Raw genomic sequence first — 23106 nt, forward strand, 5'->3', positions numbered from 1 at the left:
ACCGCTTCCAACTCATGATGAGAACGAAATGAAAAAAATCACTGCCCTCACCGCTCTGACCCTGGCCGTTTTGTCCGGCCTGGCCCACGCCGATCGTCTGGATGACATCAAAAAATCCGGTGTGCTGCGCGTGGCCGCGTTTGACAGCAACCCGCCGTTTGGTTTTGTAGATGCCAACAGCAAGCAAATCGAGGGCCTGGACGTGGATTACGCCAAGGCCATTGCCGACAAGCTGGGGGTAAAACTGCAGTTGCAACCGACCAATCCGGCCAACCGCGTACCGCTGCTGGTGGCCAACAAGGTGGATCTGGTACTGGCCAACTTCACCATCACCCCGGAGCGGGCCGAGCAGGTGAACTTCAGCATCCCGTACTTCGCATCCGGTCAGCAGTTCATCGTCAAGAAAGGCACCTTGAACAACCCTGAAGAGCTGAACAAATGGCGCGTTGGCGTCGACAAAGGCACGGTGAACGAAGGTGTCCTGCGCGCCAAATACCCGGGTGCCAAAGTGGTGGCCTACGATGACACGCCTTTTGCCTTCACCGCCCTGCGCAACGGCAATGTCCAGGCCATCACCCAGGACGGCCCAAAACTGATTGGTCTGCTGGCCAACGTGCCGGACAAGGACAAATACGAAGTGCCACCGTTCACCATCTCCAACGACCTGATTGGCGTGGGTATTCCAAAAGGTGAAACCGCGCTGACGGAAGTGGTTAACCAGACCCTCGCCGAACTGGAAAGCAAAGGTCAGGCACAAGCCATTTATGACACCTGGTTCGGTCCAGCCACCAAGACCCCGCTGACTCGCCTGTACAAGATTGGCGACAAGAGCTGATCACCCGCACCGCACCTTGAAGCCCGTTCCGGTTAACCGGACGGGTTTGTTCGTTTCTGGATGGACGCTGTTTTATGTTCGGTGAACTGCTTGGCCCGCTCTACCTGCACTGGCTGCTCGATGGTTTTGTCCTGACCCTGATCCTCTCGCTCCTGACCTGCCTGGTGGCCACCGGGCTCGGTTTTTTGTTGTGCCTGGCGCGCATCTCTTCAACCCGTCTCTGGTCATGGCCGGCACGCGCCTATCTGGCCGTGTTCCGCAATACTCCGCTGCTGGTGCAGCTGTTTTTCTGGTATTTCGCGGTCACCGCGATGCTGCCCGAAGGCTTGGTGATGTGGCTGAACCAGCCCCGCAGCCTGTCGCTGGGGCGGCTGGAGATAGAATGGCCATCGTTTGAGTTCATTGCCGGATTCTGGGGGCTGACGCTCTACACCAGCGCGTTTATCAGCGAAGAGTTCCGCGCCGGGGTCAGCTCTGTACGCATTGAGCAGCGAACCGCCGGTCTGGCGTTGGGGTTCAGGCCGGCTCAGGTGTGGCGCTACATTGTGTTCCCGCAAGCCCTGCGCACCGCACTCGGGCCGCTCCTGGGGCAATACATGAACGCGCTGAAAAACTCCTCGCTGACCATGGCCATCGGTTTGGCCGAACTGTCTTACGCCTCGCGTCAGGTCGAGACGCAAACCTTCAAGACCTTCCAGGCATTCGGTTTTGCAACCCTGTTGTACGTGCTGAGCATTGCCCTGATCGAAGTGGTCGGCCAATTGATTGCACGCAGCAAGTGGTATCGCCAGGGCGTGGTGTAACCCATGGACTTTTCGGTCATTAGCGACAATCTGTCGTATTTCCTGATCGGCGCTTACCCCAACGGCCCGCTGGGAGGCGCCGCGCTGACCCTGGTGCTGAGCGTGTTGTCAGGGGTGATTTCGGCGTTGCTGGGGCTGCTGCTGGGCATCTCACTGGTGATGCTGCGCGGCTGGAGTCGCTGGGTGTTGCTCGGCGTGCTCGGCTTTTTGCGGGCCATCCCGGTGGTGATGTTGATTTTCTGGAGCTACTTCCTGCTGCCCATCGTGTTCAAGGTCGATGTGCCAGCCCTCGCCACCGTGGTGTGTGCCCTGTCGCTGATTGGCGGCGCCTACCTGGCGCACTCGGTACATGCCGGCATCAGCAGCTTGCCGCCCGGGCAATGGGCAGCAGGCAAGGCGTTGGGGCTGAGCCCATGGCAGGTACTGCGGCTGATCATCCTGCCGCAAGCATTGCCCATGATGCTGCCCTCTTTCCTCAATCAATGGATCTCGTTGATCAAGGACACCTCGCTGGCCTATGTGATCGGCGTCGGTGAACTGTCGTTTGTCGCGACACAGGTCAGCAATCGGGTGATGGTGCACCCGACCGAGATTTTCCTGTTTGTGGCGGTGGTGTATTTCGTGTTTTGCAGCAGCCTGGACCTGATCGCCAATCGCTGGGTCAAGTCCAGGAACGTGCCCGGACAGCGGTAATGTCGGCGCCCTTCAGGCTGAAAGGAACGCCTGCACCACAGCCCACACCGGTACAAAGCCTAACGGCAACCAGACCGCCAGCCGTGGCCGGTAAGGCAGCAGCATCAGCAGTGCGAAGCCGCTCAGCGAGATCAGGCCAAACCAGCCGATGGCGCCCATGCCCCACCCCCAGGCCTGCCCGCAGAAATACCCGCTCAACCCCAGGCTGATCCAGCCGGTTGCGCGAAACAGGCGGCGCAAGCGGGTTGACGGCGCTGTGTGCCAGACCTGTTTGTAGTGCCGCTCCAGCCCCTGGCAGAGCGCGAGCATGCCCACGTAGGCAAATGCCCAGGCGAGAAAATAATCAGCCAGCATGTCCGTTCACCTCGGCCAGTGCAGCGGTCTTTTTACGAGGCGCCCGTGCAACTGCGGGTTGCGATACCTTCCACGCCGCCCATAACAGCAAGCCCCCCAATCCCATCGTCACCAGCTCCAGGCACAAACGTCCAGGCAGCGCCCAGGGTTGATCCACCGTCAACAGGCTGAGCAGCGGCAAGCCCAGGCACATCACGCCGGCCAGCCCCAACTGTTCGCGCCAAGCCTTCATGTGCGGGCGGAGTACGGCATGCAGCAGGCTCAACGCCCATGCACCAAAAAACACATTCAATTCGGCATCCGCACGTTGTGCCATGTCGACCGGCAGCAGGCGGTTGCCCCACAGCAAACCGATGCAGGCCAGGCTCAGACCGGCCATGACCGCAATGTTGATGGCTTCGACGCCGCGATACAGCGCCTGTGCAACCCGGCTTTCACTGGCGTATTTGCGTCGCCGCTTGACGGTGAACAGCACCAGCCCGCTGGCGATCATGGCGCTGCTGACCAGCCCGCAAATGAAGTAGACCCAGCGCATCGAATACCCGCCGAACTGAGCGAAGTGCATGCCGGAAATGACCTGGTGCGTGAGGACGCTGTTGCGCATCTCGCGAGGCCCGGACAATTGCTCGCCCGTCACACCGTCAAAGCGCATGCCCGAGCCCTTGGTCAAGGCAATCCGGTTGCCCAGCAGCGCCCGGATCTGGATTTCGGCATTGTCCTTGCCCGGATTGGTGATGCTCACGCCCCTCAGCGGGCCCATTACCTCGCGCGCCTTGACCAGCAGAGGCTCCAGTGCGACCAGAGGTGCCGGCTCGGTGGTCACCGAACGCCTGGCCTCGAGCACCGGCGGCGCGCCATCCTGGGCTTTGAAGAAGGCCTCGCGGTTGCCGTCGAATATCGCGTCCATGGCTGCAGGCATGTAGATCACCAAAAAAATCGCCAGCCCGGTGTAAGTGATCATCAGGTGAAACGGCAACAGCAGCACGGCGCTGGCATTGTGCGCATCGAGCCAGGAGCGCTGGCCTTTGGCGGGACGAAAAGTGAAGAACTCCTTGAAGAACTTCTTGTGAATCACAATGCCGCTGACCAGTGCCGCAAGCATGCCCATCGCCATAAGCCCCACCAGGTAGATCCCGATCATGCCGGGCATGTGCAAGGTGAAGTGGAACAGGAAAAAGAATCGGCCGCCCGCCGTTTCACGCACCGGCAATACCTCCCCCGTGCCGGGGTCAAGAGTTACCGAAACACCATCGCGGCGCCCGCCGGTCGAAGCCTGCAACTCCGGCGTGCGCGCAGTGGGCAGGCTGATGCCCCACTGCCCGGCGTCCGGCTCGTGAGCCTGCAGGTACGCCAGTCCACGTTGCACAGCCTGCTCATCGGTGAGGTGATGCGCGGGCAGTTCGGGGTGCAACCAGTTGTCGATCTCCTGATCGAACACAGCCAGGCTGCCGGTCAAAAAAATCATGAACAACAACCAGCCGACAATCAGGCCGCCCCACGTGTGCAGCCAGGCCATCGATTGGGTCAGGGTCTGTTTCATCCCAGGCGCTCCAGCAATTGAGGCCAAAAACCAATGGCGGCCAAAGGCAGCGCCAGGGCCGCCCCCATCCACGCCGACCATTGATGACGTGCTGCAAACGCCCACAGGATGGCGAAGGTGTAGATCACGAAGGACAACAACCCGGCGACAATCACCGAGTCGACGTCGTCCAGCGGCAACAGGCGCGCCAGTGCTGCGGTAAACGCGTAGGTAAAGGCATAGCCGCCGATCACTGCAGCCAGTGTGCGCGACAGGATCTGCACCCAGGCCGATGTAACGAGTTTCATGATGTCCATCCTCGACTCCCAGGACGCCGATGATAAACACTCTCATTTAAGAGTAAAGGCTATATGACACTCATTGTTATTCTCTGCCGTGACTGCAGGCCTGTTTGCGGGCTTGCTGCGGGAAAAATAAATCAAAGTGTTTGCATAATCCGTCACAACTTGAGAGAAACTCCGCGCGAAATCGTTGTTCTACTTCATTTATCCGGACTTGCATCATGACTCACGAACTGCAGATCACCGACCTCGTACCAGGCGACGGCAAAGCCGCAGTCAAAGGCGCGCTGATCACCACCCACTACACCGGCTGGCTCGAAGACGGCACGGTGTTCGACTCGTCATTCGAGCGCGGCAAGCCTTTTCAGTGCGTGATTGGCACCGGGCGCGTGATCAAGGGCTGGGATCTGGGGGTCATTGGCATGCTGGTGGGCGGCAAGCGCAGACTGCAGGTCCCGGCACACCTGGCCTATGGTGAAAGAAGCATGGGCGCGCATATCACGCCGAATTCAAACCTGACGTTTGAGATCGAACTGCTGGAAGTGCTGACACGCGATGACTGAGGTCTTGGCCGGCTATTGTATTTTCAAGGGAGTTGAACGGTGCTTAATCAAGTGACCCGGCATTTTTTATCAGTGCTACCGCTGATCGTACTGGCGGGCTGTAGCAGCCAGAACACCCAGCCCCTGCCTAACCTGACGCCGGAGCAAGCCCGCACCCGCATTGTGCAGTTAATGCCGGCCAAAACCCCGGATCGCCAGGGCTGGGCCACTGATCTCTATGCAGCGCTTTCCGCACAAGGGCTCGCGGCCAGTGACGAGAACCTGTGTTCCGTGCTGGCCGTGACCGAACAGGAATCGACCTTCCAGGCTGACCCACCCGTGCCGGGCCTGCCCAAAATCGCACGCACCGAGATCAACCGTCGTGCCAGCCAACTGCACATCCCTGCCTTCCTCGTGCGCAGTGCACTCGACATCACCTCGCCCACGGGCAAAACCTACAACCAACGCCTGGATGCCGCCCGTACCGAAGGGCAATTGAGCGCGATCTTCGATGACTTCATTGGCATGGTGCCCTTGGGTAAAAGCCTGTTTGGCAGCCTGAACCCGGTGCACACCGGCGGCCCGATGCAGGTCAGCATCGCCTTCGCCGAGAAACAGGCGCGGGACTACCCGTACCCGGTGGCCCACTCGATCCGCCAGGAAGTGTTTACCCGACGCGGCGGCCTGTATTTCGGCAGCGCCCATTTGCTGGGTTATCCGGTCGATTACACCCAATCGCTGTACCGGTTTGCCGATTTCAACGCAGGCTGGTATGCCAGCCGCAACGCCGCTTTCCAGAATGCTGTGAGCCTGGCCTCCGGCATCCCGTTGACGCTGGATGGCGACCTGACCATTCCCGGTTCTTACAAACTGGGCTCGACCGAACGCGCGGTCCGGGCGCTGCGCACGCAACTGGATCTCAGCGACAACGCCATCCGCCGCCAGCTGGAAAAGAGCGACAGCCTGGACTTCAACGAAACTGATGTCTATCAGCGGGTCTATGCCCTGGCAGAGCGCCAGCAAGGCAAGCCCCTACCCCGCGCCATGCTGCCGGGGATCACCCTGCAAAGCCCGAAAATCACCCGCAACCTGACCACTGCGTGGTTTGCCAAGCGGGTGGATGATCGTCGACAGCGGTGCATGAGCCGGGCAAAGACGCTGCCCAAGCCCTGAAACAAACGTAGCACCCAGTTCAGATCCGAACTGGGTGCTTGAAATAATCCGCATGCGGAGTATCGTAGAACTTAACCTCATCCAAGGAGCGCGCCATGGGTCTCCCTGCCCGTCATGCCGAAGCCGACATCACCAGTGGTGATGCAGGTCGCGTGGCCCTGACTTTTTTCTTCAACCTGATGGAACATTGGGGTTGCAGCAAGGAGCAGCAGTGCACGCTGCTGGGATCGATCGGCAACACCACCTATTTCAAATACAAAAAGCTGCCCAATGTACGGTTGCCCCACGACACGCTGGAGCGTATTTCGTACCTGATGGGTGTGCACAAGGCATTGCGCATTCTGTTCAGCAATCAGCCTGAGCGCGCCTATGAATGGGTGCACAAGGCCAATGCCGCCCCGCCGTTCAACGGGCGCAGTGCCATGGCGTACATGCTCGCCGGGCGGGTCGTCGACTTGGCTGACGTGCGTCGTTATCTGGATGGGGTACGCGGCTGATGCCGGCGCGGTTGCCGGGCTGGAACAAGGCCTACCGCCTGATCAACAGCGCATTTCCGCCAATCTCGGTGTTTGAGGACACCGTAGATCCGGCAGATCTGGAGATCGCCTATGCCCTTGAGAGCCTGACCAACGACCGCTTGCGCGACCAGGCCGGCCTGCTGGACCGGGTCAGGCCCGAGGATCGCCTGTCCGGCGAGGGCTCGACACCGGTTATGGCCGCCTTCACTCATATCGGTCGAGCCAGCCGCTTTACTGATGGCAGTTATGGCGTTTATTACTGTGCCAGCAGCCTTGAAGCTGCGATTGCCGAAACCTGCTTTCATCAGGCGCAATTCTGGCGCGCCACGCAGGAAGCCAGCATTGAGATCACCCTGCGCACTTACATCAACAAGGTGCTCAAGCCCATGATCGATGTGCGCGACGACGCCAGCCTGCATCAGCCATCAACGGCCGGTTACGCGGTGTCCCAGGCCTTCGCCCGTCCCCATCGGGAACAAGGCGCCTGGGGCCTGCTCTACAACAGTGTGCGCCTGAGTGGTCATGAATGCGTTGCAGCGTTCCGTCCACCGGCGCTGTCCATCCCTGTGCAGGGGCCGCACTTGCGGTATGTCTGGGACGAAAAGGCGCAGGACATCGCATGGGTGCTGCAAGTCAGTGAAGTGGCTTTCAAACCCGCCGGGTAAACCCGTTCAGTCGGGGGTCAAACGGTGTAGTGCTTGAACAGCTCTTCCTTGATAATCAATAACGCGTCTTCGTAATAGCGCTCGCCCCGGGCTTCGCTGAGCAACACTGAGCGCACACTGCCTTCTCCTTCGCTCGGGGTGTGCTCACAGGTCAGGTAAAACTCGGCAGTCTCGGGCTTGAACTCCAGGTAATAAAACAGCTCGCGGCCTTCGCGGTGCCAGTAACCTATTTCTCTGCGCATGGAATTGCCTTGTTCGGTCCGGGTAAAAAGGGACAGATTACCTTACGACGCTGCGCAGCCGTAGCCGTTGACGATTACCTTTGTAGCCGCTGCCGCAGGCTGCGAAAAGGGCCGTAGGGCTTTCAAGAGCGGCTACAGAATCGAGGGAGTGTCCATGCAGTGTCAGATCCGACCGGCTATCCCGGCCGATGCGCCCGCCATCAGCGCGGTCATCATCACCACGTTGCGTGAGTCCAATGCGCGGGACTATTCGCCGCAGATCATCGCCGACGTCGAGCAGCACTTTTGCCCGACCTCGATCCTGTCACTGATGGGCAAGCGCCAGATGTACGTCGCCGTCATCGGGCAAGACGTCGTCGGCACCGCCAGCCTTGATCAGGCTGTGGTACGCAGTGTGTTCATCCGTCCGGATTGCCAGCGCCTTGGCATCGGCCAGCGCTTGATGGCACGTCTCAAGGACGCCGCCCTGGCGGCACATCTCGATGAACTGCATGTCCCCTCTTCGCTGACTGCAGAGTCTTTCTATGCCCGACTGGGCTTTCGCAAGGTCCGCGATGAATTCCACGGTGAGGAACGCACCGTGATCATGCACCTGCGTCTGGACGCTTAAACCGTCTCACGACTATGCTGAGGCCGATGATTCCCTCAGTAGCGTTGCGCTCACCCTGTCCTCCCGGCGCCTGCATTTGCGAGCGGGAGCAGCTGTTGACGACGTCCGAAGGCAATCTGCGGATCTTCAGCCTGACCCGCCAGGCCGAAAAAATCCTGCTGGAGCGGCTGGAAAATGTTCAAAGCCTGAGCGACCTCGAACACATGCAGCGCCGGATGTACGAGCAACTGGGCATCCAGGTGCAGATCGAACCTGGTTTCAATGAGGTGCGCACCATGCGCGGTATCAGCATCCGCATTGCTGAACAACCCGGGCTGTGCCGAAAAACCCGCCAGTCGATCCCGGCTGCTATCCGCCGGGCCCTGGAGAAACGCCCGGAAATCGCCTACAAGCTACTGGACGGTCACGACTTGCTGCGCGATACCTGAATCAACCCTGAAACCCGCATACAGCCATAGCAGCAGGCTTTTTTATGGCGTTACAATGAATTCACTTGCTATCGCCTTGATAGCTACCCTATAAGCGCGTCTTTTAATTCAATAGAGTCTTAACATGAGCACCGGATTCACCGAGGACGAAATGCGCAGAGCGCTCGGCCTTGACACACCAGCACCCGCTATTGCCCCCCACGCCGAACCCAAAATCGAACCCGCAGCCTCCATACCCGTGACAGCACCGCCCAAGGCGATACCCCGTACGCCGGTAAAGCGCCGTGGGCCGATGCTGCGTGTGACGTTGCAGGTGAGCAAGGTATACGACGGAGAAGAAACCCTGTTTGTCCATGATGCCAAGACCCTGAGTCGGTTCGATGCCGAGCAGGAAGCCAAAAAAGCCTTGGCCAAAGCCGGCTTCAAATATTTTGTGGTCGAGTCCATCGTCACCGTGGACTAAGGTTTCAGGTGCCGCCGGATAATTGGATCTGGCTAAACGTCGCCGTACAGGGCATCCTCCGCGACTTTTTAATGCGCAGCCGTCGCTCCCTGCCGAGCGTATCCAGCCAAGGAATCTGTCCATGCAAGACCAGCCCCTGAACGCCGCCGACTTCGACGCCATCGAAAGCACCCTGCTTAAATATGGCGACGACCATTCGGTCCTTAACCCTTCAGAACTCGACGGTTATTTCACTGCCCTGGTGTCCAGCCCTGAGCAAGTGGATATTGCCGAATGGTTTCCGGGAATCTGGGGCGGGCAAAATCCGGCCTGGGAAACCCCTGATGAAGCCAAGCAGTTCATCGAACTGAGTGTGCGCCACATCAATACCCTGGCCCGCCAGCTGGCAGAAGACAGCGCCGCCTTCGCGCCGCGCTTCGAACAGACGGAACACCTGGGACACGACGTGACCCTGGCTGAAGAATGGTGCTTCGGTTACCTGCGCGGCGTGGCCGTCGCCAACTGGACACCACTGCCGGCCATCCAGGCTACATTGCTGCAGGCTATCTCCGACTGCGCCGAGCAGGACAACTTCGAATTGCCGCAAGACCTGGACGTGGTTGCGCACCAGCAACGTGTGGCGGCCATTGCGCCTGCAGTACGTGCATTGCATGACTACTGGCTGAGCCAGCGCTGAATTCGCAGGCGCACTCACACTCTGCAGGCACTGCCGCGGCGGCAGTGCCTACTTAAGTCATTCGCCAGGACACAGGCCCCATGATCACCCTCACCCACTTTGACACCCCGTGCAGCGAGCCGATCAACAGCCAGATCCTTCAACTCGTCGTTGATCATCTCAGCGACATCAGCGCGATGGAAATCGCCCCGAGCAATCTGCTGTACAGCGTCTATCAGTATGCAATCGGCTATGAAGTGCATCTGTATCTGGAGGCACTCGGTGGCGCAAAAGGGATCGCCGTTGAGTTGATTGTTGCAACGGACGAACAAGACCCGGACACCGTCATCGGCTTTGCCCTGTATTTACCAGTCAAAGATGATCCACAGGCCTGCGGCATTGCTTATATGGCTGAACGGGCCAGTCACCGGCATCTGGGCGTGAACCGGGCCATGCTGCAGGAGGTAGTGCGCCGTTACCCCCACACCGAACTGACCTGCAGCGTCAGCAAGGTCCCGGCGCTCGAGGGCATGGGCTTTCAAGTCATCGGCACCCGTGGCCCGCAAGTGCTGATGAATACCCGTGATCACAGCACGGACGGCTTGATGGGCATCCTCGACGTCGCCGCCATCTACAGCTCGACGGAAGTACGCCAGATTCATACCTATCTGCTGCAGCGCAACGGCAAGAAAGCCATGCTCGAGGCAGAGAAAAAACGCGACCGCCAGATCGATCAACTGACCGCCAAAGCCCGGGCCTTTGTGGCTCAACGCCTGGCGTAAAACCGCTGCACCCGGTCAACGCGACAGGCACCAGCGCGAAGGCGATCGGCTGCGCGGCCAAGGTGCCTGTACGTTTGTGAGTGGCCCGCAGCCCGGAAAATAACGCATCATGGGCCCCCTGCGTCCAGAGGAAACCTTCATGCGCGTTCAATTCACCCTGTTAACCCTGGGACTGGTGTTCACCACTTCAGCCCTGGCCACTGAGGAAACGCAGTTGGTCGAGTCGATCAACGCCTGGCGTAGCCAGGTCCAGCACTGCGCCGGGCAAGTGTCTCAGGAGTTGCCCCCCCTGGCAGCCGACCCGCGCCTGGTGCTGGCGCCCAATAGTTATGGTGATTTGCAAGGCGCACTCGGCCGTGCCGGCTATCCGATGGTCACGGTGCAGGCCATCACCCTGTCCGGGCCACGGGATGCGCAAGCTGCCATGAAGGCGGTGCAGGAAAGCTTCTGCAAAGTTGTGCTCGACCCGCAATTTGTCGATATCGGTGTCAGTCGCGACCAACGCAACTGGAAAATTGTACTGGCCCGCCCGCTGTTGACCGGGAAACTGGGTGACTGGCAGGTCGAGGGTCAGAAAGTACTGGAGCTGATCAATATCGCGCGCACCCAGCCACGTCAATGCGGTAGCCAGGCCTTTGCCGCCGCCACTGCGCTGACCTGGAATGCCACCCTGGCGAGCGCAGCCGAAGCCCATGCCCGGGACATGGCCAATAACAACTACTTCGATCACAAGAGTCGCGAGGGAAGCACTCCGGGAGATCGTGCAGAGTTGTCCGGCTACATCGGGCAGCAGGTCGGTGAAAACATCGCCGCCGGACAAGACACGCCGAACACCGTGGTTGCAGGCTGGCTGGCCAGTCCCGGACATTGTGCGAACGTGATGAACCCGGGGTTCAAGGAGTTGGGCGCCGCCTATGCGGTGGACCCTAAAAGTGACGCGGGGATTTACTGGACGGCGTTGCTCGGAACGCAGTGAATGCGTTGACCTGCGAGGAAGCAGCCCCACCCGATCCTGTCGGGCGGGGCCGTTTTTTTTACAGCGCCATGTCAGCCGCTGGATTGCTTGGCGCAGGCGTGGCCGGCGCAGCAGGTGCTGCTTGTGTCGCGGTTGCAGCCGGGATAGCCGGTGGCGGAGTCAGTTGCAGGACTTCGCTGGTGTATGCCCACTCCTGAGCAACGCGCTCAGGCGAACCGTTGAGCTTGGTGCCGTAGCTCGGAACGATCTGGTGCAGCTTGGCTTGCCACTCAGGGCTCGCTACCTTGTCCTTGAACACGGTTTCAAGCACGGTCAGCATGATCGGGGCTGCAGTCGACGCACCGGGCGATGCACCCAGCAGGCCGGCAATGCTGCCGTCTTTCGCGCTGACGATCTCGGTGCCGAGTTTCAGCACGCCGCCCTTCTCTTCGTCACGCTTGATGATCTGAACACGCTGGCCGGCTTGCCACAGGCGCCAGTCTTGCGACTTGGCATTCGGGAAGTATTCTTTCAGTGCGTTCATGCGGTCTTCGTCGGACAACATCAGTTGACCGGCCAGGTACTCAACCAGCGGGTACTGCTCGACTCCCACCTTGGCCATTGGCCAGATGTTGTGGGTCGTGGTGCTGGTCAGCAGGTCGAAGTACGAGCCTTCTTTCAGGAACTTGGTCGAGAACGTCGCGAACGGGCCAAACAGGATAACGCGCTTGCCATCCAGCACGCGGGTGTCCAGGTGCGGAACCGACATCGGAGGCGCGCCTACCGAAGCCTTGCCGTACGCCTTGGCCAGATGCTGCTCAGCAATGGTCGGGTTCTCGGTGACCAGGAACGAACCACCAACCGGGAAGCCTGCGTATTCCTTGGCTTCAGGAATGCCGGACTTCTGCAGCAGGTGCAGTGCACCACCACCCGCGCCGATGAACACGAATTTGGCGTCGGTCTGGGCTTCGGAACCGTCTTTCAGGTTTTTGTACACCACACGCCACGAACCGTCTTCGTTACGCTTGATGTCCTGGACTTCGCTCGACAGCTTCAGCGAGAAGTTAGGCAGGGTTTGCAGGTGAGCCGCAAACTGGCGCGTAATTTCGCCGAAGTTCACGTCGGTACCCAATGGGGACCAGGTGGCCGCGATTTTCTGGTTCGGGTCACGCTCTTCCATCATCAGCGGAACCCACTTCTTGATTTGAACCGGGTCTTCGGAGTACTGCATGCCAGCGAACAGCGGGCTCGCCTGCAGCGCTTCGTAGCGCTTCTTCAAGAACTTGATGTTGTCGTCGCCCCACACAAAGCTCATGTGCGGCGTGGAGTTGATGAACGAGCGCGGGTCTTTCAGTACACCGTTCTTGACCTGCCAGGACCAGAACTGACGCGACACCTGAAAAGCTTCATTGATATCAATGGCCTTCGGGATTTCAACGTTGCCGTTCTTGTCTTCCGGCGTGTAGTTCAGTTCAGCCAAGGCCGAGTGACCGGTGCCGGCGTTGTTCCAGCCGTTGGAGCTTTCCTGTGCCACGCCGTCGAGACGTTCGATCATCTCCATCGACATGCCAGGTTCCAGCTCGTTGAGCCAAACGCCCAGCGTGGTGCTCATGATGCCGCCGCCAATAAGCACAACATCCACGTGTTTGGTCTCGGCAGCCTGCACGGACGAAAGCCCCATGCTCAGTGCCAGGCCCAGTAGCCCCTTGTTCATCTTTTTTAACATTTTGTCGTACCTAAGATAAAACGCCATCCGCCCGGTATACGACCCATGACTGAATCGACTCATTCCAGGCAGGTCGCCTGGGATCAAACAGCCATCAGGCCTTTTGCGGGCAGATATATAAGGCCTATGTTCACTATAGACCTCACTGATATGTACCTTGGACGCTGATCTCTTATTGGTTTTGGCTTCAGCAACTTGGGTGACATTTATGTTGTGTGTAACAGTCGTGGCCCATGACAGATTGGATCTGCCCAGCTCCTTCACGCCGCCCACTTTGTTGCCACTCCATCGGTCTCTGGCCACTTGAAGGTTCCTTCCCGGGAACCTGCACAGACTTGAAAATCCTGGGCGGCCAGCCTTTAAGCCGCGACATTCTACCTCAGGTGCCGGCATGGGCAAAAACGCATCTTTCATAGGGTTTTTAGCCCGACTGAAACGATTGGGTGACTGTGCGGCATTACACCTTGCACCCTGTCGCCAGTACGCGTGTAACGTGCCCCCGCAAACAGCCTGTTTGACCGCTGCCGCCCTCCCGAATGCAGGTCTTGCATGAAAGGGCATGCCGGCACAGGCCACTGTGACTTATCATTGCTGCTTTGCTCCGCTCTCCAACAGGATTCACCATGTCTTTAAGCAATCGCCATCAGGCGCAGTTCGAACGCCGCCTGATCAAATCCCTGACCGATGTCTGCGAGACGGCCAAAGGGCAAATCCCGGGTTTTGTCTGGCTGACCCATGCCGTCAACTATGAAGCTTTCCCGGTCAGCCTGAAGGTAGTCTGGGTATTCGACACCCAGGTCAGTAAAGACTTTGCCCTGGCGGATGGTGAGGCAGGCTATATGGTCGAACTGACGACCAGGGCCTTCGAGGACGCAGGCATCAAAGTGCGCAAGGTCGCCGACCACGTGTACTTCGACTCGGAAGAAGAGTGCCAGCGCGCCAATGGCGGCAACTGGCCAAAACGTTTGGCCCACAAACGCTAAATGGCCAAGGACATAGAGAATCCGTGCATCGCCGTGTGCCAGTTAAGCGGTGATCTGTGCGTAAGCTGTGGCCGGACCAAGGACGATATCCGCAAGTGGAAGCGCATGAAGCGGCCAGAAAAAATGGCCGCCGTGCAGCGCGCCAGCACGCGCTTGAAGAGCCTGCAAAAAAAGAACAGCTGACGCCGCTAGCTCAGGTAGTGGCGCAACCAGTCCAGCGTCCTGCTCCAGGCCAGGGTTGCCGCGGCTTCATCGTAACGAGGCGTCGAATCGTTATGAAAGCCGTGGTTAGCCCCAGGATAGATATAGGCTTCAAAGGTCTTGCCATTGGCCTTCAACGCTTGCTCGTAGGCGGGCCACCCCTCATTGATACGCGTGTCCAGCTCACCAAAGTGCAGCATCACCGGCGCCTTGATCCGACTGACATCCCCTGCATCCGGCTGACGCCCGTAAAACGACACTGCCGCCGCCAGTTCCGGATAAGCCACAGCCGCCGCATTGACCACGCCGCCGCCATAACAAAAACCGATGATCCCGACCTTTCCCGTCGTTGCATCGTGGGTCATCAGCCATTCAATGGCCGCGAAGAAGTCGTTCAGCAGCTTTTCAGGGTCGACGGTTTGCTGAAGCTCCCGGCCTTTGTCATCGTTACCGGGGTAACCGCCCACTGACGATAAACCATCGGGCGCCAGGGCGATGAAGCCCGCCTTGGCCAACCGCCGGGCGACATCTTCAATGTAGGGGTTAAGACCTCGATTTTCATGGGCCACCACCACCGCCGGCAACTTGCCCCGGGCGTGGGCCGGACGCACCAGATAGCCGCGCACCTGGCCATGCCCATTGGGGGACGGGTACTCGATGTACTCACCCTTGATATCGGGATCTGTCACCGCGACCTGTTCGGCGAGGGCGTAATTGGGGCTCAGTGCGCCCAGAACCGAGAGCGCACTCGCGCCCAGGGTAAACACCGCGGCGCGATCTAGAAACTCACGTCGGTTGATCTTGCCATGGACATAGAAGTCATAGAGCTCCAGCAGTTCAGGGGCAAAGTCTTTCGCTGTGAGACGCGTCATCTGTGCGCTTCCTTCAGGGCTGTTCGCGTTGACGTCTAACCATAGAACAACCCGCGGCACAGCGACGGGAAAATGGCTCAATGGCAGCCTGCGGGGCGCCCTCCTGCCAGGCTGCCGGCGTGCAGTTAGCGTTGAGCCAGCGCATCAACCCCGGCCTGGCCGGACGTTTCACGCAGGTATTCTTCCATCGAGTCATCCAGCGCCTGTAACCAGCGCGTGTGGTGAGGCACGGCCGCAGTACCGGTGATCACCGAACGATAGGACTTGTCGCGGTAACCCATGATGTCGCGCTTTTTATCGGTCTTCCATTTGAGGAAAATCTGATTCACCGCGTCGATATCAAAACTCGGGTAATCGGTCTGTTCGATCAGGTGTTTGATATAGCTGCCCTGGAACTCATACATCGAGGCCGTGGACTCCAGGCTGTCTTCCCTGGCTCTCCAGCGCGCACTGTCGGCCTGCATTGCAGACGTTTCAGGCAAGGTGATACGCCCCAATAGGTAGTCACGAACAAACCAGGCCTGGGCATCAAACAGGTTGAAGCTGTACCAGAGGTCCTGCATGCCAAGGTAGATCAACTGCGGGTTCTGCTCCCAGACCACGCCTTGATAGAGACCCAGCGGCCAAAGGCGATTAGCCGTCTTGAGGGTCAGGTCGTCCGGCAGGAAAGGAAAGTGGTGCTGGTAACCGGTACACAGAATGATCGCATCGACCCGCTTGCTTGATCCGTCGCCAAAGTAGGCCATATCGCCCTCAACCCGGCTCAACAGCGGACGCTCTTCCCATCCCTTGGGCCATTTGTAACCCATGGGTTGGGTGCGGTACGTGCTGGTAATCGAGCGGGCGCCATATTTGTAGCATTGCGAGCCAATGTCTTCGGCCGAATAGCTGCTGCCGACAATCAGCAGATCCTTGCCCTTGAGTTCGGTGGCCTCACGAAAGTCATGGGCGTGCATGATGCGCCCCGAAAAACGCTCAAAGCCTTCAAACTCCGGCACATGCGGCGTTGAAAAGTGGCCGCTGGCCACGATCACGTAATCGAATACCTGGCTCACACTTTGCTGGAGCCCGTAGTCATGGGCAGTGACGGTAAATTCCCGCGTATCGGCATCGAAACTGACCTGTTTGACCGCCGTATTGAAGCGAATGTAATCGCGAACGCCCGCCTTGCTCACGCGTCCCTGGATATAGTCCCAAAGCACCTCACGCGGCGGATACGACGAAATCGGCCGACCAAAATGCTCGTCAAAACTGTAGTCCGCAAACTCCAGGCATTCTTTGGGTCCATTCGACCAGAGGTAACGGTACATGCTCCCGTGAACCGGCTCACCATGCTCATCCAGACCCGTACGCCACGTGTAGTTCCACATGCCTCCCCAGTCAGCCTGCTTCTCGAAGCAGACCACATGGGGCATGGGCGCACCCTTGGCGTGAGCGGATTGAAAGGCACGCAGTTGCGCGAGGCCGGAAGGACCGGCACCGATGATTGCGACACGAATAGACATAGAATTCCCTCAACAGATTGAAAACTGAAAAAACAGACCCCCACCCGCCTGACAGCAACGGCTCGGCGGTGAGAAAAACATTCAGAAATCAAAAAGCTGGCGGAGGGACCGGACGGTTGCGTTTGCCCGTGACGAGGGCATCACGTAGCGCTGTCGGTGCCGCATATAAACGCGTGGGCAGCATTGACGCGGAAGAAAGAAGGGTTGCAGCTGGGGGTTTATGACTCGGCCCGTAGCCCTCACTGCGTTGCGCAGAAGGCAGGCCCGAAGGGCAAAAGATACGTGTGGTCTCATTCATCGAGCTTATTTAGCCTCTTATTGGTTATGAATTTACCTTTTACCTATAACGGATAGGGATTTGGATTACAAGTTTGAGCTGGAACAGGCTCCGCAGATCCATGACCGCCGTCAGGTGGGCCATCACACCGCAACAGCCCTGGCAATGGACCGGGGCCCCGCACCGCTGAAAGGCGCGATGGGCTACCATGCGCCGCGAGCCTGGCCTCTGCCGGGTCGAAGTACGTCGACACCCACACTGAACCCGGAGGAATTGAACGGTGAGAATTGCCTGTGTATTGCTGTTGAGCGCACTGCCCATGCTGGCCCAGGCGGCCGAGGTCGGTGAGCGCCTGACGCCCTGGACCCTGCTCGACCAGCATGACCAGCCCTACACCCTGGACACCCGGACCCAGACCTTGCTGGTGGCACGCAACATGGATGGCGCCAAACTGATCAAGGCCGCCCTGCAAGACCAGCCCAAAGGCTACCTGGAAGCGCGCAAGGCCGTATTCGTCGCCGATATCCAGCGCATGCCATCGTTGATCGGCAAGCTCTTCGCGATTCCGGCCATGCGTGACTACAGCTACCGCGTGGTGCTCGACCGCGATGGCAAAATTGTCGCCCAGTACCCTGGTGCCGAAGACAAGGTGCTGTGGTTGCAACTGGATAACGGCACATGGGTCGCTGAAAAAGAGTATTCCAATGCTGACGAGCTGCGCGAAGCGCTGGCCAAACTGCCGACAGAGTGAAGCCGGGGCTCGGTCATGTCATAAATCTGTCCCGCTGCGGAAGGCATCCACACTGAGCCCAAAGCGCTTCATCTTGTTGTACAGGCCACCTCGAGAGACCTGTAGCTGCTGCGCCGCCAGCCGGATGTTGCCTTGGGTATTACGCAGAGCCGCACTGATCGCGTTCGCTTCATGAGTGCCCAGATCCAGCGCCCCGTTGCCGATCTGCAGGGCTGCCGGTGCCGGGCTACGGGCGCCGGGGGCAAACTCCAGCGGCAGATCTCGCGGTTCAAGCCAGCTTGTCGTCGCCAGGTTCGCAGCCCGCTCAATCACGTTTTCCAGCTCGCGTACGTTGCCGGGCCAGGTGTGTTCCAAGAGCATCGCCAACGCCTGCGCAGATATGCCCTGTACCACCTTGCGCAGCGAGCGGGCGCAACGCACCAGAAAGTGTTGCGCCAACAGGGCAATGTCTTCACGGCGCATGCGCAACGGTGGCACCGTGAGGTTCAATACGTTGAGCCGATAATAGAGGTCCTCGCGAAACGTGCCATCAGCCACCGCCTGACTCAGATTGCGATGGGTCGCCGCTATGATGCGCACATCCACCCGCTGCGATTTTTTCGCTCCGACCCGGGTCACCTCACCCTCCTGCAACACGCGCAACAGGCTGACCTGGGCGTCGAATGACATGTCGCCGATTTCATCCAGAAAGATCGTACCGCCGTCTGCCAGTTCGAACTTGCCGGCCGACCCGCCTCGCGCCGATCCGGTAAAGGCCCCTTCGACATGCCCAAACAGTTCGCTTTGCACCAGCTCACGGGGAATGGCCCCGCAGTTGACCGCCACAAATGCGCCGTTGGCACGCTCGCTCGCATTGTGGATGGCCTGTGCGAACAGCTCTTTACCGGTGCCGCTTTCCCCGAGAATCAACGTGGTTGAGTCACTGCGACTGGCAATTCGCCCCAGATGCAACGCGTCCTGAATGGCACGTGAATGGCCCTGGATCGTGTCGAAGGTGTAGGTCGCCTGGGTGCCGATGATGCGCCGGGTTATTTCGCGAATTCGCCGATTCTCACGCAACGAAACAATTCGCCCACCTTGCTCGAGGGAGCAGACCGACACCAGACACGCCAGATGACTACGATCATGCAGCACGAAAGTGCAATCCAGATCACGCAAACCTTCCCCTGCATGCTGCATGATGTCGTCGCTCAACTCGCTCTGCCCCAGACGCTGGAACGGGCAGCCTAGCAACTCAAGGCCTACCCGGAACAACTGCCGGGCGTAATGATTCAGCGCCTTGATGCGGCCTTGGCCATCCAGCACCACCAAGCCTTCGTTGAGCACTTCGAGCACGGTTTTTTGCTCTTCCAGCAGGGCTTGCAGCGCCAGTTGCCGCGACACGGCTTCGGCCGCCGCCTGTACCGTGCCCAGCGTATGAAAATGGAACCACCCCGGCTCAGCCGTCAGGGTCAGCAAACCCAGGGTTTTGCCCTGCGCATCACGGATCGGCGCCGCAGCACAATGCATGCGGCGCTTGCGCAGGCCTTCGGCGAAGTTTTCCTCGGCCAGCACGTACACCAAACGGTCTTCGGCAATCGCCAGCCCTGTGCAGTTGGTGCCTTGTACCGACTCCAGCAAGCGACTGCCGATCGGCGTCAAATCCAGGCCGCAATAATGCAGCGTGACGCCTTCGGCATCGGTGAGGTTGATATGTCCTCGCGGGTTGTAGGCCAGCAAGCCAGTCATGACTTGCGCCGCCGCACCGATCAACGGCCGATTGAGCGCACGCCTGGAGGCCAGATCCTGCGGGGATATAAACCGGTATTCGCCGTCGTCAGGGTCGATCCCCGCAGCCATGCTGCGCTGCCATGAGTCCCATATTACCTGCCGCACACACTCGGGTCGGACCACGCTGCCATTCAGGCACGCCTGCCACGCGTGTTCCAGATCGGCAATTGGCCCCCCACTCAACGACGCGGGGCCCAGGGCCGAAATGTAATTGAGGTCTTCGGGGCTAAAGGTCATCAATGGATCAACTGTCATGGGGCAGCACTGCCATGTCTATGTTTTAGACATGTCAGCATAGACATGTCATCAAAATGCACATAGCCACGCTGAAATAATATTTTTAATCCATATAAATCAACACGTTATAAATTGGCACAGGCCTTGCTCCTGCCGTATTGCGCACACCTTCCTTCCAATGGTCATCCACGTGCGAACCACAATAAAAAGGAGTTACGTCATGGGTACGCTTAAAACCATCCGCCTCGGTCTGATCGGCGCTGGCCGCATGGGCAGCTTTCATGGTCAAACCGCAGCCCGGCATATTCCCGGCGCCAGCCTGGTGGCTATCGCGGACCCGACACCGGGCCAGGCAGCGCGACTGGCCGACGCGCTGGGCGTGCAGCGGGTATACACCGATCCGCAACAACTGCTCGACGACCCTGAAGTGGACGGGATATTGATTGCCGCACCTGCCCGCAGCCACGCCGAACTGGTGATCAGCGCCGCCGAGGCCGGCAAAAGCATCTTTTGCGAAAAACCCATGGCCATCACCCTCGATGAGGCCGACCGCGCCATCGCCGCTGCCGCCAGCGCCAATGTGACGCTCCAGGTCGGCTTCAACCGGCGCTTTGTCAGCGGCTTTCGCGAAGCGCACCTGGACGTGGTGGAGGGGCGTATCGGCACGCCTCAACTGCTGCGTTCACTGACCCGCGACCCCGGCCTGAGCAATCCGGCAGGCGTGCCTCAGTGGACGATTTTTCTGGAAACCCTGATTCATGACTTTGACACCCTGCGCTACTTGAACCCGGGGGCCGAGGCCGTTGAAGTGTTTGTCATGGCCGATGCGCTGGTGGCACCGGCCTACAAGAGCAAAGGCCTGCTGGACACTGCCGTCGTGACGATCCGCTTCGATAACGGTGCGATTGCAACGGCCGAGGCCAATTTCCAGGCGGTGTACGGCTACGATGTTCGCGGCGAAGTCTTCGGCAGCGCGGGCATGCTGACGCTGGGCAGCATCACCCGCTCGTCCATGGTCCGCTACCTCGCGGATGGCATCCAGGCCGACACCCAGCGCATGGACACCGACCTGCTGCGCGATGCGTACATTGCCGAACTGACTCACTTCGTCGATTGCCTGCGCACCGGTAAAAAACCGCTCGCCAGCGGTGAAGACGCCCGCGCCGCACTGGCCATTGCCCGCGCCTGCATCGAATCTGTCCAACGGGGCGCACCTGTCCGTCTGTGAGGAATAACGCCATGAGTTTTAGCCCGTTCAAACTGGCCATCAGTGCAGAAATGGTGTTCCTCGACCTGCCTTTCATCGAACGCGTCAAACGCATCCATGCCCTGGGCTTCAGTGCTGAAATATGGGACTGGACCTGCAAGGACGTTACCGCGCTGGCGGCTACAGGCGCCGACTTTACCTCCATGACCGGATACATCTCGGGCAACCTGACCGAGCCCGACGGCATCCGGCAATTGCTCGACAGCGCTCGGGAATCACTGGCAGTGGCCGCCCGATTGAACTGCCCGAGCCTCAACCTGCACGGCACCGGCCTCGGTGACAAAGGCTTGCCCGTCAAGCCGGTCACCCTGACCACGCCACGCATGTGGCTGACTGCCTGCAAGACCCTGGAGCAAATTGCCCGTCTGGGCGAAACCGCGGGCAAAGTGTTTTTACTGGAAAACCTGAATACCGAGGTCGATCACCCCGGTACACCCTTTGCTCGCGCCGAAGACACCCTGGCGTTGATCGAGGCGGTCGGCAGCCCGCACCTGAAACTGAACCTTGACCTCTACCATGCACAGATAGGCGAAGGAAACCTGATCGAGCTGATCCAGCGGGCTGGTCCGGCCATCGGTGAAATCCAGGTCGCGGATGTGCCGGGGCGCATGGAGCCGGGCACCGGTGAAATCCACTATCCGGCCATTGCCAGAGCCTTGCACCGCATCGGCTACAGCGGCGTTGTGGGCCTCGAAGGCTGGGCCTCGGGCGACAGTGAAGCAGCACTGGAGCGTTTCCGGCAGGCCTTTACCCTGGAGTGATTACCCTGCCCTCTGCCCGTTCCCGGCGCAACGTTCGCGGGAGCGGGCTGGACGCGAGAAAGGCAGATGACGCCAGGCTCCCTGGCGATGTCAAAAGAGGTGTCGCCAACGGCCCTCATAACAATAAAAGGAAAACCCTCATGCGCTGCCGCCCCCTTGTTTTTGCCCCGTTGCTCTTGCTTGCCAGTACCTTTGCCCTCGCGGATTACCGCATCGGGGTCAGCATCGCCAAAGTTGACGATAATTTCATGACCTACGTGCGCAGCGGCCTGCAAGACGCCGCAAAGAAAGAAAACATCCAGATCCAGTTTGAAGACGCTCAGGGAGACGTGGTCCGCCAGCTCAATCAGGTTCAGGGTTTTCTCAGCCAAAAAGTCGACGCCGTGATTGTCCTGCCTGCCGACACAGCGGGCACCGCCAGCATGTCCCGCGCCGCCGTCGCTGCGAACATTCCACTGGTGTACGTCAATCGCCATCCTGACGAGCGCAACCTGCCCAAGGGCATCGTCACCGTGGCGTCCAATGATATCGAGGCCGGTCAGTTACAGATGCGCTTTCTGGCGGAGAAACTCGGCGGTAAAGGCAATGTGGCGGTCATCATGGGCGACCTGGCACAAAACGCCACCTACGACCGCACGGAGGGGGTAAAACAGGTGCTCAAGGACTACCCTGGAATCAAGCTCATCGAGCAACAAAGCGCCGAATGGCAGCGCAACAAAGCCATGGACCTGACCAGCAACTGGCTACTCGCGGGCACCGCGTTTGATGCGGTCATTGCCAACAACGATGAAATGGCCATTGGCGCGGCAATGGCCTTGCAGCAATCAGGCAAGACCAAGGGCGAAGTGCCCATCGTCGGGATCGATGGCCTGCCTGACGGTCTCGCGGCCATCAAGCGTGGCCAGTTGGCGGCCTCGGTGTTTCAGGACCCCAAGGCCCAATCGACCCAGGCCATCGAAGTGGCGCTGAAAATGATCAAGGGCGAGCCGGTCGAAGCCGAAATCTGGGTGCCCTTCCAATTGATTACCCCGGATCAGGTTGCGCAGTTCGAGCAGCGATTCAAGCAAGGCTGATCGGTGCTGGCATCGACGTTCCAGTGGTATGGGTCTGATCGCCCGTTTCAGTTCATACCGTGCAATAAGTCGGTGCTGACTATGCCGATGACATATTTGAAACGAACCGGCGCAGTGGCTACCCCGATAATCGACGCTTACGGA

Annotated in this window: 27 protein-coding genes; 19 read left to right on the forward strand and 8 right to left on the reverse strand. The window is 59.4% G+C overall.

Translation table 11 applies throughout. From position 1 onward, the window contains the following. The first annotated feature begins 28 nt into the window (after positions 1-28). The 3 genes from DQN55_RS12935 (at position 29) to DQN55_RS12945 (ending at position 2331) form a co-directional block, all read left to right on the forward strand. A complete protein-coding gene (locus tag DQN55_RS12935; protein ID WP_048382095.1) occupies positions 29-835 on the forward strand; it encodes an ABC transporter substrate-binding protein in 807 nt (268 codons plus the stop codon). Between the two features lie 74 nt (positions 836-909). Beyond that, positions 910-1638 carry an amino acid ABC transporter permease gene (locus DQN55_RS12940; RefSeq protein ID WP_048382094.1) on the forward strand — a complete coding sequence of 243 codons (729 nt, stop codon included), beginning with the start codon at positions 910-912 and terminating at the stop codon, positions 1636-1638. A gap of 3 nt (positions 1639-1641) precedes the next feature. Next, a complete protein-coding gene (locus tag DQN55_RS12945; protein ID WP_048382093.1) occupies positions 1642-2331 on the forward strand; it encodes an amino acid ABC transporter permease in 690 nt (229 codons plus the stop codon). 12 nt (positions 2332-2343) lie between these two features. On the opposite strand, the gene DQN55_RS12950 is transcribed toward DQN55_RS12945, so the two are convergent. From DQN55_RS12950 to DQN55_RS12960, 3 genes are read right to left on the reverse strand one after another with little or no spacing between them, the layout of a single operon-like run. After that, positions 2344-2685 carry a DUF3325 domain-containing protein gene (locus DQN55_RS12950; RefSeq protein ID WP_048382092.1) on the reverse strand — a complete coding sequence of 114 codons (342 nt, stop codon included), beginning with the start codon at positions 2683-2685 and terminating at the stop codon, positions 2344-2346. Further along, entirely contained in the window at positions 2675-4225 is a 1551-nt protein-coding gene (locus DQN55_RS12955) for a PepSY-associated TM helix domain-containing protein (protein WP_048382091.1), read from the reverse strand. Before DQN55_RS12955 ends, DQN55_RS12950 begins: the two co-directional genes overlap by 11 nt. Continuing rightward, positions 4222-4512, reverse strand: a complete 291-nt coding sequence (locus DQN55_RS12960; RefSeq protein ID WP_048382247.1) for a hypothetical protein — start codon at positions 4510-4512, stop codon at positions 4222-4224. The genes DQN55_RS12955 and DQN55_RS12960 overlap by 4 nt, the downstream gene beginning before the upstream one ends. 215 nt (positions 4513-4727) lie before the next feature. On the opposite strand from DQN55_RS12960, the gene DQN55_RS12965 reads away from it, so the two are divergent. The 4 genes from DQN55_RS12965 (at position 4728) to DQN55_RS12980 (ending at position 7404) form a co-directional block, all read left to right on the forward strand. Then, the gene (locus DQN55_RS12965; RefSeq protein ID WP_048382090.1) at positions 4728-5069 is read left to right on the forward strand and encodes an FKBP-type peptidyl-prolyl cis-trans isomerase; all 342 of its coding nucleotides are present in this window, start codon (positions 4728-4730) and stop codon (positions 5067-5069) included. Positions 5070-5108: 39 nt separating this feature from the next. Continuing rightward, positions 5109-6221: a DUF1615 domain-containing protein gene (locus DQN55_RS12970; RefSeq protein WP_126514211.1), complete on the forward strand. Its 1113-nt coding sequence runs from the start codon at positions 5109-5111 to the stop codon at positions 6219-6221. Positions 6222-6316: 95 nt separating this feature from the next. After that, positions 6317-6718, forward strand: coding sequence for an MbcA/ParS/Xre antitoxin family protein (locus tag DQN55_RS12975; protein WP_048382089.1), 402 nt, complete (start codon positions 6317-6319; stop codon positions 6716-6718). Continuing rightward, the gene (locus tag DQN55_RS12980; RefSeq protein WP_048382088.1) at positions 6718-7404 is read left to right on the forward strand and encodes an RES family NAD+ phosphorylase; all 687 of its coding nucleotides are present in this window, start codon (positions 6718-6720) and stop codon (positions 7402-7404) included. Before DQN55_RS12975 ends, DQN55_RS12980 begins: the two co-directional genes overlap by 1 nt. 17 nt (positions 7405-7421) lie before the next feature. Here the strand turns inward: DQN55_RS12980 and DQN55_RS12985 are convergent, their stop codons facing one another. Next, positions 7422-7646: a hypothetical protein gene (locus DQN55_RS12985; protein WP_048382087.1), complete on the reverse strand. Its 225-nt coding sequence runs from the start codon at positions 7644-7646 to the stop codon at positions 7422-7424. 154 nt (positions 7647-7800) lie between these two features. Here DQN55_RS12985 and DQN55_RS12990 point away from each other — a divergent pair, with 154 nt between their 5' ends. From DQN55_RS12990 to DQN55_RS13015, 6 genes are all read left to right on the forward strand, one after another. Next, complete coding sequence (locus DQN55_RS12990; protein ID WP_048382086.1) at positions 7801-8256, forward strand: GNAT family N-acetyltransferase; 456 nt, start codon at positions 7801-7803, stop codon at positions 8254-8256. Between the two features lie 26 nt (positions 8257-8282). Beyond that, positions 8283-8684 (forward strand): hypothetical protein, encoded by a 402-nt coding sequence (locus DQN55_RS12995; protein ID WP_048382085.1) that lies wholly within the window; start codon positions 8283-8285, stop codon positions 8682-8684. 124 nt (positions 8685-8808) lie between these two features. Beyond that, complete coding sequence (locus DQN55_RS13000) at positions 8809-9147, forward strand: hypothetical protein (protein ID WP_048382084.1); 339 nt, start codon at positions 8809-8811, stop codon at positions 9145-9147. Positions 9148-9268: 121 nt separating this feature from the next. After that, positions 9269-9823, forward strand: coding sequence for a UPF0149 family protein (locus DQN55_RS13005; protein WP_048382083.1), 555 nt, complete (start codon positions 9269-9271; stop codon positions 9821-9823). An 80-nt stretch (positions 9824-9903) separates the two neighbouring features. After that, on the forward strand, positions 9904-10584 hold the full coding sequence (locus tag DQN55_RS13010; protein WP_048382082.1) for an N-acetyltransferase: 681 nt from the start codon (positions 9904-9906) through the stop codon (positions 10582-10584). 139 nt (positions 10585-10723) lie between these two features. After that, positions 10724-11560, forward strand: a complete 837-nt coding sequence (locus DQN55_RS13015) for a CAP domain-containing protein (protein WP_048382245.1) — start codon at positions 10724-10726, stop codon at positions 11558-11560. Positions 11561-11618: 58 nt separating this feature from the next. On the opposite strand, the gene mqo is transcribed toward DQN55_RS13015, so the two are convergent. Then, positions 11619-13265, reverse strand: a complete 1647-nt coding sequence (mqo, locus tag DQN55_RS13020; protein WP_048382244.1) for a malate dehydrogenase (quinone) — start codon at positions 13263-13265, stop codon at positions 11619-11621. A 623-nt stretch (positions 13266-13888) separates the two neighbouring features. Between mqo and DQN55_RS13025 the strand changes: the two genes are divergently transcribed. Continuing rightward, positions 13889-14248 carry a hypothetical protein gene (locus DQN55_RS13025; RefSeq protein WP_048382081.1) on the forward strand — a complete coding sequence of 120 codons (360 nt, stop codon included), beginning with the start codon at positions 13889-13891 and terminating at the stop codon, positions 14246-14248. Further along, a complete protein-coding gene (locus tag DQN55_RS13030) occupies positions 14249-14431 on the forward strand; it encodes a DUF1289 domain-containing protein (RefSeq protein WP_048382080.1) in 183 nt (60 codons plus the stop codon). Between the two features lie 5 nt (positions 14432-14436). On the opposite strand, the gene yghX is transcribed toward DQN55_RS13030, so the two are convergent. After that, a complete protein-coding gene (yghX, locus tag DQN55_RS13035) occupies positions 14437-15321 on the reverse strand; it encodes a YghX family hydrolase (RefSeq protein ID WP_048382079.1) in 885 nt (294 codons plus the stop codon). A gap of 125 nt (positions 15322-15446) precedes the next feature. Then, positions 15447-16826, reverse strand: a complete 1380-nt coding sequence (locus DQN55_RS13040; protein ID WP_048382078.1) for an NAD(P)-binding domain-containing protein — start codon at positions 16824-16826, stop codon at positions 15447-15449. Positions 16827-17383: 557 nt separating this feature from the next. On the opposite strand from DQN55_RS13040, the gene DQN55_RS13045 reads away from it, so the two are divergent. Continuing rightward, positions 17384-17854 (forward strand): hypothetical protein, encoded by a 471-nt coding sequence (locus tag DQN55_RS13045; protein WP_048382077.1) that lies wholly within the window; start codon positions 17384-17386, stop codon positions 17852-17854. Positions 17855-17872: 18 nt separating this feature from the next. Here the strand turns inward: DQN55_RS13045 and DQN55_RS13050 are convergent, their stop codons facing one another. Continuing rightward, complete coding sequence (locus DQN55_RS13050) at positions 17873-19879, reverse strand: sigma-54-dependent Fis family transcriptional regulator (protein WP_048382076.1); 2007 nt, start codon at positions 19877-19879, stop codon at positions 17873-17875. A gap of 202 nt (positions 19880-20081) precedes the next feature. On the opposite strand from DQN55_RS13050, the gene DQN55_RS13055 reads away from it, so the two are divergent. From DQN55_RS13055 to DQN55_RS13065, 3 genes are all read left to right on the forward strand, one after another. Further along, on the forward strand, positions 20082-21089 hold the full coding sequence (locus DQN55_RS13055) for a Gfo/Idh/MocA family oxidoreductase (protein WP_048382075.1): 1008 nt from the start codon (positions 20082-20084) through the stop codon (positions 21087-21089). A gap of 11 nt (positions 21090-21100) precedes the next feature. Then, a complete protein-coding gene (locus DQN55_RS13060) occupies positions 21101-21889 on the forward strand; it encodes a TIM barrel protein (protein ID WP_048382074.1) in 789 nt (262 codons plus the stop codon). 140 nt (positions 21890-22029) lie between these two features. After that, the gene (locus DQN55_RS13065; RefSeq protein WP_048382073.1) at positions 22030-22962 is read left to right on the forward strand and encodes a sugar ABC transporter substrate-binding protein; all 933 of its coding nucleotides are present in this window, start codon (positions 22030-22032) and stop codon (positions 22960-22962) included. The last annotated feature ends 144 nt before the right edge of the window (positions 22963-23106 follow it).

It is taken from the genome of Pseudomonas taetrolens (assembly GCF_900475285.1).
GTDB classification, from domain to species: Bacteria; Pseudomonadota; Gammaproteobacteria; order Pseudomonadales; family Pseudomonadaceae; genus Aquipseudomonas; species Aquipseudomonas taetrolens.